The organism is Streptomyces sp. NPDC033165, from assembly GCF_055577965.1.
This window is the reverse complement of record NZ_JBVIPK010000003.1, coordinates 443,516-454,524: the sequence shown is the minus strand read 5'-3', so window position 1 is coordinate 454,524 and position 11,009 is coordinate 443,516. Positions and strand designations below refer to the sequence as shown.

Sequence of the window (11,009 nt, the reverse complement as noted above, 5' to 3'; positions counted from 1 at the left end):
GACGATGCGGCGGACCTCGTCCTGGTTGACCCCCTCGTCCCCCCCCCCCCCCCCCCCCTCCTTCCCCCCCCCCCCCCCCCCCCCCCCCCCCCCCCCCGGCCGCTCACCCACAACAGCGGGAACGAAGGCATGCCATCGATGAACACGGGGCTCCACGTCAACGCGGTCGTCCTCGGGAGCTCCCGCCGGATCTGCGCGATCTGGAAGGTGAGCGGGCCCGCCGACCGGCGCCGGGCCTGCGAGTTCACCTTCGCGCTCCTGCTCCGCCGCCGTGGTCCGGAGCAGGACTGGGCCGCCGAGACCGCGCTCGGCGCGCTGGAGGAGGAGGGGTTCGACGACGGGCCGGTCTGTGTGGACCTCACCACCACGGTGCACGGCATCGAGGTGGACGCCCTGCGGCCGGGGCTGTGCGGGGCCGATCTGCTGGAGGCGTCCCGGGCGGCGCTGGGCGAAGGGCACCAGGAGTGGGCGAAGCTGGCCCATGAGGACCCTGAGGCCTTCCGTGCCGGGGCGTCCGGGAGTTACGCACTGCTGCGCCACGCGGCGGTCATGGCCGGCGTCTCCGCCGGGGGCGGAGAAGGGCCCCCCGTCCATGTCGTCCACGAGCGGGAACACCGGGTGCTGCGTGCCTATGCGGCGGCGCTGGCCGCCAACGCCGGGGCGGAGGGGCCTTCATGATCATTGCCTTCGATCTGATGGACACCCTATTGTCGGACCCCTATCGATCGGCGTACGAACAGGCATTCGGCATCACCTATGAGGAGTTCGAGCGGGCCCGGCCCCAGGGCGCCTATCACCAGCTGGAATGCGGCGAGTTGGCGGAAGAGGACTACTGGGCCGCCATGCGGGACGCCGGACTGTCGTTCGACGCCGACGTCTTCCACCGCACGAGGAGAAGCGGCTACGCCTGGCTGAAGGGCATGCGCGAGCTCGTCGCGGAGTGCGCGCGCGAGCACCGGACCGTGGTCGCGTCCAACTACCCCCGGTGGATCGAGGAGATCGAGCGGGACCTGCTCGCCGGAACGGGCCTGGAGGTCTACGCCTCGTACCGGTTCGGCGTCCGCAAGCCCTCCGAGCGGTTCTTCCGCCTGCTGGGCGAGGAGACCGGTACCGGCCCGCACGACCTGGTCCTGATCGACGACATGCGGGCGAACACGGACGCGGTGACAGCGCTCGGCGGCATCGGCATCCCCTTCGCATCGGCCCACGCCACCCGGCGGCAACTGCGGGCCCACGGCCTGTTGTCCGGCTGAACCACAACGCACCAACGCACCATCGAAGCTTGGAGTGAGACCATGCCCGACCCCGAACCGCACCTGCACCGAGCGGCCTCGGACCTCGCGTACTTCAGTGCCGACGGCGAGACCTACGTCTCGCCCGCCCCTTTGCGCGACCTCCGCAAGTCCCGCCCCCTGCGGGTGCTGTCCGAGGAGGACTTCGCGTTCTGGCAGAGCTACGGCTACGTCATCGTGCGGCAGGCGATCGAGCCCGCCGCCGCGCGGAAGCTCCTCGAATTCACCTGGGACTTCCAGGGACTCGACCCCGACCGGCCGGACACCTGGTACGAGGAGCGGGAGTTCGCCACGGACCTCGAACGCGATCTGTACGTCTACGGGTTCGTCGAGGCCTACCAGCACCAGTACATCTGGGACAGCCGCCAGACCCAGCGGGTCTACGACGCGTTCGTCGACGTGTGGGACTGCGAAGAGCTGTGGGTGACGCTGGACCGCCTCAACCTCAACCCGCCCAACGTCAGGAACCGCGACCGGGCGCTGATAGCCCCGACGGACCAGGGGTTCGACATCGAGCTCCACTGGGACGTCGACACCACCCTCGCGGAGCCGCCCCAGCGGGTCCAGGGGATCATCGCCCTCAACGACACCCGGCCGGAGCTGGGCGGGTTCCAGTGCTCGCCCGAGCTGTTCCACCGGTTCGAGGAGTGGGCGGCGGGGCAGCCCGCGGACCGGGACCCGATCAGGCCCGCCGCCGACCGCGCCGCATACCCGGTGGTCCGGCCCGAGCTGAACGCCGGTGACCTGCTGATCTGGAACGGCCTGCTGGCTCACGGGGTGGCGCGCAACACCTCCGAGAACGGCGTGCGTTCGGTGCAGTACCTCTCGATGATGCCCGCGCTGGAGTCGCACGAGGAGATGCGGCGCTCCCGGATCGACTCCTGGCGCCACCTCACCACCCCGGACTGGAACAGGACGCTGGTCGGCGACGCGACCAAGCACGAATCCCTGCGCTACGGACCAGCCGAGCTGACCGGGCTCGGCGAGAAGCTGCTCGGGCTCACCTCCTGGAGGGAGCGGTGATGCGCCGTATCTGCCTGGCCCTCCCCACGAACCGGCCCTGTGCGAAGACCCTGTCGGTGGTCGGCGCGGAGGCCGACCACGCGGCGGAACACTTCGGCGTCGAGGTGCACTTGCTGGTCCTGGACTCCTCCGGCCCGCGAGCGTTCCAGGAGCACGCCGGGGTCCTCGCCGCCGAGCACCGGGCGGCGAACGTCCACGTACATCACCTCGACGAAGCGGCGCAGCGGGACTTCCTGCGGCGGGTGCTGGAACGCTCCGGGTCCGTCGCCCCGGACCGGCTGCTCGATCTGATGCTCCCGTCCGACGTCTCCTACGGGGCGTGCACGAACCGGGCCTTCCTGATCGCCCGCGCCCTCGGGTGCGAGTCGGTGCACCGCAGGGACTCCGACAGCGCCTTCCAGGTCCAGGAGGACCGCACGCCCGTCCACCCCGTCCACCACGAACTCACCTCGCTGGGCAGGCGCGCCCGGGACGCGGCGGACGGCGTCACCGAGACCCTGCTCGACCCGGCGGACGCGGACAAGCCGGTGGTGCTGGTCGGCAGCTCCTTCGTGGGCGAACTGTCCGTGGACATCGGCGAGGTGCAGAGGCTCGACCCGGAGATCTACTACGACATCGTGAGCCTCTGGGCACCGCCGGAGTGGCCGGAGAGCAGAAAGCGGGAGCTGGTCGGGGAGTCCTTCCGCGGCGCGGGCACCGAGCCGTTCCGACAGGACCACGCGCTCCTGACCGTCGTCGACCCCATGCGGGTGGACATGTGCAACATCAGCCTCCACCGCGAGGTGTACGAGAACGTGCCGCTGCCGCCGGCGGTCAACACCATCGGCAGCGACTACTTCCTGCTCCACCTCGTGCACGACGCGCGGCTCCCCGGCGTCCTGCACAACCGCAACATCGTCAACTTCTACACCCCCGAACGCCGCACGGACGCCGGATTCAGCGCCTACCACCGGCGGTTGGTGAAGTTCTTCCTGTCGATGCTCTACTTCAACGACATCTACGACCGGATGGCGGCCGCGGGCGGCGCCCTGCTCGATGGGGACGGACTCCTCCGCCCGGCGGAGACGGCCCGGCTCGTCCGCGAGAGCACGCGCCTCGACCGGTCCGGGAACGTCCACCGGCTGGAGGTCCTGGACCGCTCCTATCGCGGACTCGGCGGCCGGTACACCGAGTTCGCCGGGCTCCTGGAGGAGGAGGGGAAGCGGCTGCTCGACGAGGCGTGCGAGGACATCGAAGACTTCGCGTTCCTGATCGAGTCGTGGGGAGAGATGGTGCGGGCGAGCCGGACCGTGCCCCTTCACGGGGCCGCCGGACCCTCGGGGCCGGGCCTCTGATCATGGACGAGACAGCACGTATGCGCGCGGCCCTGGCGGCCGCCCCCGAGGACGTGATCGTCTTCGACCTCGCGGGGATCGAGGCGCAGTTCACCGCCCTCACCGAGGAGCTGCCCGGCCTCTCGGTCCGCTTCGCGATGAAGGCCTGCCCGGTGGACGGGGTCCTGCTCCGCCTCGCGGAACTGGGCTCCGGGTTCGACGCGGCCAGCCCCCGGGAGATCGAGCAGGCCATCGCGACCGGGGTTCCGCTGGAGAAGATCCACTACGGGAACACCATCAAGTCCGACCGCGACATCGCCGCCGCCCACCGCCTCGGCGTGCGGGACTTCGCCACCGACAGCCTCGAAGACGTGGCGGCGATCGCCGCCCACGCCCCCGGCTCCCGGGTCTTCTGCCGACTGGCCACCGACGGGTACGGAGCGCTGTGGGGCCTCAGCCGCAAGTTCGGCTGCTCGGCGGCGGACGCGGTCCGGGTGCTGGAGGCGGCACGGCAGGCGGGCCTGACACCCGCGGGTCTGTCGGTCCACGTCGGCTCCCAGCAGATGACGTCCGAGGCCTGGCGCCGGGCCTTCGAGACCCTGACCGGCGTCATCGTGACGCTGAACGGGCGCGGCATCCTCCTCGACCACGTCAACCTCGGCGGCGGCCTGCCCGCGCTCGGGTACGCCGACCGGCAGGGCCGACGGCTCGACCCTCCGGTGGACAAGATCTTCACCGTGATCCGCGAGGGCATGCAGCAGCTCGGCGAGGTCTCGGAGTCACCCCTGCGCTTCGTCATGGAGCCGGGCCGCCATCTGGTCGCGGACCACGGCGCGATCCGGGCCCATGTGTCCCGGCTGACCACACGCCGGCAGCTCGACGGGGAGCGGGAGAACTGGCTGTATCTGAGCTGCGGCAAGTTCAACGGCCTGTACGAGATGGACGGGGTGCGCTACCGGCTGGTCTTCCCGACCCACTCCGGGACCGGAACGGACCACGTGCCCGCCGTCATCGCGGGCCCGACCTGCGACAGCGACGACGCCTACGGCAGCGACCCCGTCCCCGTACCCCGGGACGCGGCGTCCGGAGACCCGGTCTGGATCTTCGCGTGCGGTGCCTACGCCACCGGCTACATGACCCAGGGATTCAACGGGTTCAGCCCCCTTCCCCACACGCTGATCGACGAAAGGGCCTGAACCGATGGGTCACGACGCGCTACGCATCCGCCGGATCGTCGAGGACGACTGGAGCGGCATCACCGCGCTGGAGGCGCGGACGTACACCGGGAGCGATCTCTCGGAGGAGCAGGAGGCCCTGAAGTCCAGAGCGCGGGCGTCCCCGGAGACCTGCTTCCTCCTGGAACACGAGCGCCGGACCGTGGGCTACGTACTGGCCCTGCCCTACCCCTTCCGCCGGTACCCCGATCTGGGCCGGGCGGAGTACACCGTCTTCCGCTCGGCCAACCTGCATCTGCACGACTGTGTCGTCGCCGAGGAGTTCCGGCGCCGGGGCTGGGGCACGCGGCTGATCGACCACCTGTCCGCCGCCGCCGGTTCGCGGAGCTACGAACGGATCTCCCTGATCGCCGTGGGAGGCAGCGACACCTTCTGGTCGGCCCGTGGCTACGCACCCCATACCGAGGTCGGGCTGCCGCCGGGCTACGGCGAGGACGCGGTGTACATGTCCATGGCGGTGAGTTCCCCGGCGCGCGGGGCGTCGCGGAAGAACGAAGTGAGCTGATGTCGGTGTTCCGGATCAACGACGATTTCCGCCGTACGCAGGTGGCGATCGCGGCCCTGTTCTGTTTTCTCGGCTTCCAGTACGCCACCTGGGCGTCACGGCTCCCCGCCCTCAAGACGGAACTCGGTCTGAGCGAGGCGGAAGTGGGCCTCCTCCTGATGGCCTGCGGGGCGGGCGCGGCGAGCTCGTTCCCCCTCGTGGGACCGCTGATGAGGAGGCTGGGCTCCCGGCGCCTCACCTTCGTCTCGGCGCTCGCCCTCGGGCTGCTCCTGCTGGCCCTGGCGGTGGCACCGAACTACCCGGTCGCCCTGCTGGTCATCTGCCTCGACGGGGTCGCCGTCGGCTGCCTCAACGTCGCGATGAACGCCCAGGGGGCCGCGCTCGAAGTCCGCTACGAGCGCACGGCACTGTCCCAGCTCCACGCCACGTTCAGCGCGGGCTCGCTGGGGGCCGCGCTCCTGGCGTCCGGTATGAACCTGTGGACCACGTCGCTCGCGGCCCACTTCGGCGTGGCGGCGGTCGTTCTGGTGCTGCTGATCGCCTACTCCCGGCCGGGACTGCTCACGGAGGACCCCCGGCCCGAAGCGGCGGAGGAGGGCAAGGGCCGCCGCAAGCTGACCCTGCCGACCAAGGTGACGATCTGGATGGGCCTGGCGATGGCCTTCGGCACGGTCACGGAGGGCGCCATGAACGACTGGTCGGCGCTCTACCTGGAGGACGTGGTCAAGGCCGGTGCGGAGGTTGCCCCGCTCGGCATCGCGGTGGTCTCGGTCATGATGGTCGTGGCCCGCCTCTTCGCCGACGGCTGGCGCACCCGCTGGGGCGACGGCCGGGTCGTCCGCGTCGGCAGCGTGCTGGCCGGTTCGGGCCTCGCGGTGGCCCTGCTGGTCGGTGGCGTGGTGCCGACACTGATCGGATTCGCCTGCGTCGGGCTCGGTATCGCCGCGGTGACCCCGTGCCTCTACGTCGCCGCCGCCCGCCAGGGGCCGGACGCGCTGGCCCTGGTCGCCGCCATGGGCACCACGGGTCTGCTGGCCGGTCCCGCGGTGATCGGTTTCATCGCCGCCGCCGGAAGCCTGCTGTGGGGCATGGGCGCGGTCGCGCTGTCGGCGCTCCTCGTGTCGGCCTGCGCGACCCGCATCCGCTGGAAGGCGCTGGCGGAGGCTCCGTCGGGCGCTTGAGGCCTGCCGTCCGGATCATGCCGGACTCGCGGGGTCCGGCCTGATCCGGACGACAGCCCTTAGACCGCCTTGCCGCCGAGCAGCCCGACGATGGCCCCGAAGCCGAGGTTGGCGATGGTCGAGCACGAGTCCATCGCCGACTTGGCCGCCTCGGTCGGCTCCTCCACGAAGATGGCGATGCAGAGATTCGCCGCCAGAGCACCGACGGTTATGGCCACGACTGCGATGAAGACCATCTTGAAGTGGGATGACACCGTCGTAACGGCTGCTGTGCCACCTTGAACGGGCGCCGCTGCGAGATCCTCCGCCGGGCCGATCACCTCTTCACTCACCGGTCGTGCCCCCCGAGGTCTTCTCCGATTCACCTGCACGCGCGGCGCCGCTCCGTGTGTCGTGCAGGCGCTGGATGAGCGCCTGCACGGCTTCCGGGCTGAGTTGATCACCGCTCAGCTCGACACGCTTGCCGTCCACCTCCACGATCACGGAGGTTTCTCGTGGGCGCCGGAAGATCGCTCGAAGAAGCCCGCGCAACTTTCCGCTGGCTATCGCGGCGACGGCCGAACCTGTCGCAGCCACCAGCACCGTGGCGATCGCCTGTGTCACTTCTGGGTCCATGCTCCGCCTTCCCCCGCCGGACGCCCCTCAGATTGTGAGGCCTCCGAAGACTGCCCGCTGGCCAATCGGAAGACTCAGCACGAGTAACTGGGACGGGAGGTGAGACGGAGGGCAAAGCGAAGGGCCCGGCTCATCGAGCCGGGCCCTTCGTCTACCAGCGGTAGCGGTGGGATTTGAACCCACGGTGACGGGTTACGCCACACTCGCTTTCGAGGCGAGCTCCTTCGGCCGCTCGGACACGCTACCGAGAGAGAGCTTAGACCATCCCGGGGCGCGGAAAGAAATCGGTTCCCGGCGGCCGGACCGCAGGGGTCGGGAGCAGGCGACCGTACGGGGTCAGAGCGCCCGGAAGAAGGCCGTCAGCTGCTCGGCGCACTCCGCTTCCAGCACCCCGCCGATGACCTCCGGACGGTGGTTCAGGCGGCGGTCGCGGACGACGTCCCAGAGAGATCCGGCCGCACCCGCCTTCTCGTCCCGGGCCCCGTAGACGACCCGGTCCACCCGGGCCTGGACCAGCGCGCCCGCGCACATCGTGCAGGGCTCCAGGGTGACCACGAGCGTGCAGCCGCTCAGCCGCCACTCGCCGTGGGCCGCGGCCGCGCGGCGCAGGGCCAGGATCTCCGCGTGCGCGGTCGGGTCGCCGGTGGCCTCGCGCTCGTTGTGCCCGACGGCGAGCGGCGCGCCGTCGGGGCCGAGGACGACGGCGCCGACCGGCACATCGCCGGCCGACGCCGCCTGCGCGGCCTGGGCGAGAGCGCGGCGCATCGGTGACTGCCAGGGGTCGCGTACCGGATCGGGCGGGGGTACGGGACCGGGGGAGGGCGGGGGTGAGGGGTGCGGAGGCGGTGCGATCACCCGCGGACCCTAGCGGACAGCGGACAGCGGGCGGTGGACACCGCACCCCGGCGCTGCCCTAGCGGACCGATTCCATGACGTCGGACGCTCCCACGGCCTCCGCGATCTCCGCGAGCGCGTCCGTCTGCAGGGTCAGCAGCTCCTTCTCGGACATCCCGAGGTCCGCGAGGACCCCGAGCTCACCGATCGGTCCCGCCGGTACGGCGTCCGGGTCGGCGGCGTCGTCGTCCGGGGCGGCGGCCTCGGGGGCGGATCGTTCCGGCTCGCCGTCCTCGGTGCCGTCGAGGTCGACGAGCTCCTCCAGGGCGGCGATCTCGTCCTCGGCCCCTGGTTCGCGGCCGAGCATTTCGTCGGTGAGCAGGATCTCCCCGTACGAGGAGCGGGCGGCGGCGGACGCGTCCGAGACGTAGATACGGGGGTCCTCCTCACCGTCCACCCGGACGACGCCGAACCAGGCGTCCTCCTGCTCGATGTAGACCAGGACCGTGTCCTCGTCCACCGAGGCATCCCGGGCCAGATCCGTCAGGTCGGACAGGGTCTCCACATCGTCGAGCTCTGTGTCGCTCGCTTCCCACCCGTCTTCGGTGCGCGCGAGCAGTGCGGCGAAGTACACCGTGACTCTCCCACTGGTCATAGGTGAATCGGTCCGACGGGAGGGCAGCCGGTCATCCGTCCGCCCTGAGCCCCGCCCAATCGGCATCGTGGCAGAAACAAGCGCCGTGCGAGACGTCTTCGACCGTTGCGTCGGCCATCAGTTCCAGGAGTGCCTGGTCGGCCCTCGCCCTGACGGAGCCGGTGAGAGCTCGGTCAGAGGGGGAGTGCGCCGGTGGTACGAGGGGGCGTCACGAGGCCTCACCAGCGGAACGTGCGCATCCGCATCTGTTGCCGCATACGGGCCGCACGGGCCCGGCGCGGCTGCACCCGGTCGCGCAGCTGTTTGGCCTCGTGGAGCTCGCGGAGGAACTGGGCGCGTCGTCGGCGGCGGGCCGCGTCACTCTCCTGCGCGTCCTCGACATCACCCGTCACGCCCTGCGGGTCGCGCGCGTCGAGCGCGTCGCCCACCCCGCGTGAGCCCGGGTTCCGCTGTTCTTCCCCGTGCGGCATCGACACACCACCCCAATGCTGGGTCCGTATGTCCCCACCTTCCCCCCGAACAGGTGGTTGATGCCAGCGCAGAGTGCCGGGCGGCACGGTTACTGTTGACGCATGCGGATCCACGTCGTCGACCACCCGCTGGTGGCGCACAAACTCACCACGCTGCGCGACAAGCGCACCGACTCCCCGACCTTCCGGCGGCTCGCCGACGAGCTGGTCACCCTCCTCGCCTACGAGGCCACCAGGGATGTGCGCACCGAGCAGGTCGACATCGACACCCCGGTGACGCCCACGACGGGGGTCAAGCTGTCGCACCCCCGCCCCCTCGTCGTCCCGATCCTGCGCGCCGGCCTCGGCATGCTGGACGGCATGGTGCGGCTGCTGCCGACCGCCGAGGTGGGCTTCCTCGGCATGATCCGCAACGAGGAGACGCTGGAGGCGGAGACGTACGCCACGCGGATGCCCGAGGACCTCTCCGGCCGCCAGGTCTACGTCCTGGACCCGATGCTGGCCACCGGCGGCACCCTCGTCGCGGCGATCCGCGAGCTGATCAAGCGCGGCGCCGACGACGTCACCGCCGTCGTCCTGCTCGCGGCGCCCGAGGGCGTCGAGGTGATGGAGCGCGAGCTGGCGGGCACCCCGGTCACCGTCGTCACCGCCTCGGTCGACGAGCGGCTCAACGAGCACGGCTACATCGTGCCGGGCCTCGGCGACGCGGGTGACCGGATGTACGGCACGGCCGAGTAGTCCGCGGGGCCCGCGGGTACCCCGGGTACCCGCGGGCTCAGCAGGAGGACGGGGCCGGGGACGGCTTCGCCGTCAGGGCCGCCATCGCGGCGGTCGCCTCCTGCGGGGTGTTGAACGCCTTGAACTTCGCGCCGAGGATCAGGTCGACCTCGGCGGTCTTGCGGGCGTCGGTCTTCTGCACGGTGCCCACCAGCTGCGTGCCGAGCACGGTGAAGCTGCTGTTCGTCGCGGTCGGCGCGCCCAGCAGCACGGCCGTGCCCGGCACCTTCTTGTCGTACTCCTTGGACGCGTTGCCCACTTCGCCGACGGTGAAGCCGCGCTTCTTGAGCTCCTCGGCCGCGGACTTGGCCAGGCCGCTGCGGGTCGTCGCGTTGTAGACGTTCACCTTGATGGCAGCCGGTTTCGGCAGCGCCCGGACGGGGGCCGACGGCTTCGGGGTGGGGCAGTCCCGCTGGTGGCCGACCGCGTTGGCGCTCTTGTCGCCGCCGGTGAAGACGTCGATGAGCTGGAGCGTGCCCCAGCCGGCCAGGCCGAGGGCGACGACGGCGCAGACCCCCGCGAGGACCAGCCTGCCGCGGCGCCGGGGGCGGCGCATGCGGGGGTAGGTGTCGCCCGTGATGCGGTACTTTCCGCCCATGCCGGGGGGAGTGAGCATGCTCATGGAGGCAGCGTAGTGCGACCCGGTGATGATGCGTACTAAATGATCAACGTATGGCACCCGGATGCGCACGAAAGCACCCGAAAGGCCCGAATCGGGAGGGAGGGCCGGGTGCGGGTGCGGGTGAAGAGGGCCGGGCGAGGCTCCCGGGGGCGTCAGCCCAGGTCGAGGACGCGGGCGTGCAGCACCTGGCGCTGCTGGAGCGCGGCCCGGACCGCCCGGTGCAGCCCGTCCTCCAGGTAGAGGTCGCCCTGCCACTTCACGACGTGGGCGAAGAGGTCGCCGTAGAACGTGGAGTCCTCGGCGAGGAGGGTCTCCAGGTCCAGCTGGCCCTTGGTGGTCACGAGCTGGTCCAGGCGGACCGGACGCGGCGCGACATCCGCCCACTGTCGGGTGCTTTCCCGGCCGTGGTCGGGATAAGGCCGCCCATTTCCGATGCGCTTGAAGATCACACGGAAAGCCTACCGGGCAAGGGGCTCCGGGCGCAGCC

The 11,009-nt window shown here is 71.0% G+C and carries 15 protein-coding genes and 1 tRNA gene; 8 read left to right on the top strand and 8 right to left on the bottom strand.

Translation table 11 applies throughout. The annotated features are described in order from the left end of the window. The first annotated feature begins 129 nt into the window (after nucleotides 1–129). The 7 genes from ACZ5WC_RS09925 to ACZ5WC_RS09895 are packed head-to-tail and all read left to right on the top strand — an operon-like array spanning nucleotide 130 to nucleotide 6,549. Nucleotides 130–678 (top strand): hypothetical protein, encoded by a 549-nt coding sequence (locus ACZ5WC_RS09925; protein WP_468540319.1) that lies wholly within the window; start codon nucleotides 130–132, stop codon nucleotides 676–678. Further along, the gene (locus ACZ5WC_RS09920; protein ID WP_468540318.1) at nucleotides 675–1,253 is read left to right on the top strand and encodes an HAD family hydrolase; all 579 of its coding nucleotides are present in this window, start codon (nucleotides 675–677) and stop codon (nucleotides 1,251–1,253) included. Before ACZ5WC_RS09925 ends, ACZ5WC_RS09920 begins: the two co-directional genes overlap by 4 nt. Nucleotides 1,254–1,295: 42 nt before the next feature. After that, nucleotides 1,296–2,315: a phytanoyl-CoA dioxygenase family protein gene (locus ACZ5WC_RS09915; protein WP_468540317.1), complete on the top strand. Its 1,020-nt coding sequence runs from the start codon at nucleotides 1,296–1,298 to the stop codon at nucleotides 2,313–2,315. Then, nucleotides 2,315–3,649 (top strand): DUF6271 family protein, encoded by a 1,335-nt coding sequence (locus ACZ5WC_RS09910; protein ID WP_468540316.1) that lies wholly within the window; start codon nucleotides 2,315–2,317, stop codon nucleotides 3,647–3,649. Before ACZ5WC_RS09915 ends, ACZ5WC_RS09910 begins: the two co-directional genes overlap by 1 nt. A 2-nt stretch (nucleotides 3,650–3,651) precedes the next feature. After that, entirely contained in the window at nucleotides 3,652–4,824 is a 1,173-nt protein-coding gene (locus tag ACZ5WC_RS09905) for a type III PLP-dependent enzyme (RefSeq protein WP_468540315.1), read from the top strand. 4 nt (nucleotides 4,825–4,828) lie between these two features. Then, nucleotides 4,829–5,368, top strand: a complete 540-nt coding sequence (locus ACZ5WC_RS09900) for a GNAT family N-acetyltransferase (RefSeq protein ID WP_468540314.1) — start codon at nucleotides 4,829–4,831, stop codon at nucleotides 5,366–5,368. Continuing rightward, on the top strand, nucleotides 5,368–6,549 hold the full coding sequence (locus tag ACZ5WC_RS09895) for an MFS transporter (protein WP_468540313.1): 1,182 nt from the start codon (nucleotides 5,368–5,370) through the stop codon (nucleotides 6,547–6,549). The genes ACZ5WC_RS09900 and ACZ5WC_RS09895 overlap by 1 nt, the downstream gene beginning before the upstream one ends. Before the next feature lie 59 nt (nucleotides 6,550–6,608). Here ACZ5WC_RS09895 and ACZ5WC_RS09890 read toward each other — a convergent pair whose 3' ends face one another. The 6 genes from ACZ5WC_RS09890 to ACZ5WC_RS09865 all read right to left on the bottom strand — a co-directional run bounded on the left by ACZ5WC_RS09890 (nucleotide 6,609) and on the right by ACZ5WC_RS09865 (nucleotide 9,123). After that, complete coding sequence (locus ACZ5WC_RS09890; RefSeq protein ID WP_468540312.1) at nucleotides 6,609–6,785, bottom strand: hypothetical protein; 177 nt, start codon at nucleotides 6,783–6,785, stop codon at nucleotides 6,609–6,611. Nucleotides 6,786–6,873: 88 nt separating this feature from the next. Next, nucleotides 6,874–7,164: a hypothetical protein gene (locus ACZ5WC_RS09885; protein ID WP_468540311.1), complete on the bottom strand. Its 291-nt coding sequence runs from the start codon at nucleotides 7,162–7,164 to the stop codon at nucleotides 6,874–6,876. A 158-nt stretch (nucleotides 7,165–7,322) separates the two neighbouring features. Next, nucleotides 7,323–7,410: transfer RNA gene (locus tag ACZ5WC_RS09880), tRNA-Ser, on the bottom strand. 90 nt (nucleotides 7,411–7,500) lie between these two features. Further along, the gene (gene tadA / locus ACZ5WC_RS09875) at nucleotides 7,501–7,929 is read right to left on the bottom strand and encodes a tRNA adenosine(34) deaminase TadA (protein WP_468540548.1); all 429 of its coding nucleotides are present in this window, start codon (nucleotides 7,927–7,929) and stop codon (nucleotides 7,501–7,503) included. 148 nt (nucleotides 7,930–8,077) lie between these two features. Continuing rightward, entirely contained in the window at nucleotides 8,078–8,632 is a 555-nt protein-coding gene (locus ACZ5WC_RS09870; protein WP_468540547.1) for a tRNA adenosine deaminase-associated protein, read from the bottom strand. A 239-nt stretch (nucleotides 8,633–8,871) separates the two neighbouring features. Continuing rightward, complete coding sequence (locus tag ACZ5WC_RS09865) at nucleotides 8,872–9,123, bottom strand: hypothetical protein (protein WP_096626553.1); 252 nt, start codon at nucleotides 9,121–9,123, stop codon at nucleotides 8,872–8,874. Between the two features lie 102 nt (nucleotides 9,124–9,225). On the opposite strand from ACZ5WC_RS09865, the gene upp reads away from it, so the two are divergent. Then, nucleotides 9,226–9,861, top strand: coding sequence for a uracil phosphoribosyltransferase (upp, locus tag ACZ5WC_RS09860; RefSeq protein ID WP_096626551.1), 636 nt, complete (start codon nucleotides 9,226–9,228; stop codon nucleotides 9,859–9,861). A 37-nt stretch (nucleotides 9,862–9,898) separates the two neighbouring features. Here upp and ACZ5WC_RS09855 read toward each other — a convergent pair whose 3' ends face one another. Continuing rightward, the gene (locus ACZ5WC_RS09855; protein WP_468540546.1) at nucleotides 9,899–10,498 is read right to left on the bottom strand and encodes a LytR C-terminal domain-containing protein; all 600 of its coding nucleotides are present in this window, start codon (nucleotides 10,496–10,498) and stop codon (nucleotides 9,899–9,901) included. A gap of 176 nt (nucleotides 10,499–10,674) precedes the next feature. After that, the gene (locus ACZ5WC_RS09850) at nucleotides 10,675–10,971 is read right to left on the bottom strand and encodes a type II toxin-antitoxin system VapB family antitoxin (RefSeq protein ID WP_096626547.1); all 297 of its coding nucleotides are present in this window, start codon (nucleotides 10,969–10,971) and stop codon (nucleotides 10,675–10,677) included. Nucleotides 10,972–11,009: the final 38 nt, after the last annotated feature.

Excerpts from the sequence above, each read along its gene's own strand:
- ACZ5WC_RS09925 (WP_468540319.1), top strand. The coding sequence starts at position 130 with ATGCCATCGATGAACACGGGGCTCCACGTCAACGCGGTCGTCCTCGGG.
- ACZ5WC_RS09920 (WP_468540318.1), top strand. The coding sequence starts at position 675 with ATGATCATTGCCTTCGATCTGATGGACACCCTATTGTCGGACCCCTAT.
- ACZ5WC_RS09915 (WP_468540317.1), top strand. The coding sequence starts at position 1,296 with ATGCCCGACCCCGAACCGCACCTGCACCGAGCGGCCTCGGACCTCGCG.
- ACZ5WC_RS09910 (WP_468540316.1), top strand. The coding sequence starts at position 2,315 with ATGCGCCGTATCTGCCTGGCCCTCCCCACGAACCGGCCCTGTGCGAAG.
- ACZ5WC_RS09905 (WP_468540315.1), top strand. The coding sequence starts at position 3,652 with ATGGACGAGACAGCACGTATGCGCGCGGCCCTGGCGGCCGCCCCCGAG.
- ACZ5WC_RS09900 (WP_468540314.1), top strand. The coding sequence starts at position 4,829 with ATGGGTCACGACGCGCTACGCATCCGCCGGATCGTCGAGGACGACTGG.
- ACZ5WC_RS09895 (WP_468540313.1), top strand. The coding sequence starts at position 5,368 with ATGTCGGTGTTCCGGATCAACGACGATTTCCGCCGTACGCAGGTGGCG.
- ACZ5WC_RS09890 (WP_468540312.1), bottom strand. The coding sequence starts at position 6,785 with ATGGTCTTCATCGCAGTCGTGGCCATAACCGTCGGTGCTCTGGCGGCG.
- ACZ5WC_RS09885 (WP_468540311.1), bottom strand. The coding sequence starts at position 7,164 with ATGGACCCAGAAGTGACACAGGCGATCGCCACGGTGCTGGTGGCTGCG.
- tadA (WP_468540548.1), bottom strand. The coding sequence starts at position 7,929 with ATGCGCCGCGCTCTCGCCCAGGCCGCGCAGGCGGCGTCGGCCGGCGAT.
- ACZ5WC_RS09865 (WP_096626553.1), bottom strand. The coding sequence starts at position 9,123 with ATGCCGCACGGGGAAGAACAGCGGAACCCGGGCTCACGCGGGGTGGGC.
- upp (WP_096626551.1), top strand. The coding sequence starts at position 9,226 with ATGCGGATCCACGTCGTCGACCACCCGCTGGTGGCGCACAAACTCACC.
- ACZ5WC_RS09855 (WP_468540546.1), bottom strand. The coding sequence starts at position 10,498 with ATGGGCGGAAAGTACCGCATCACGGGCGACACCTACCCCCGCATGCGC.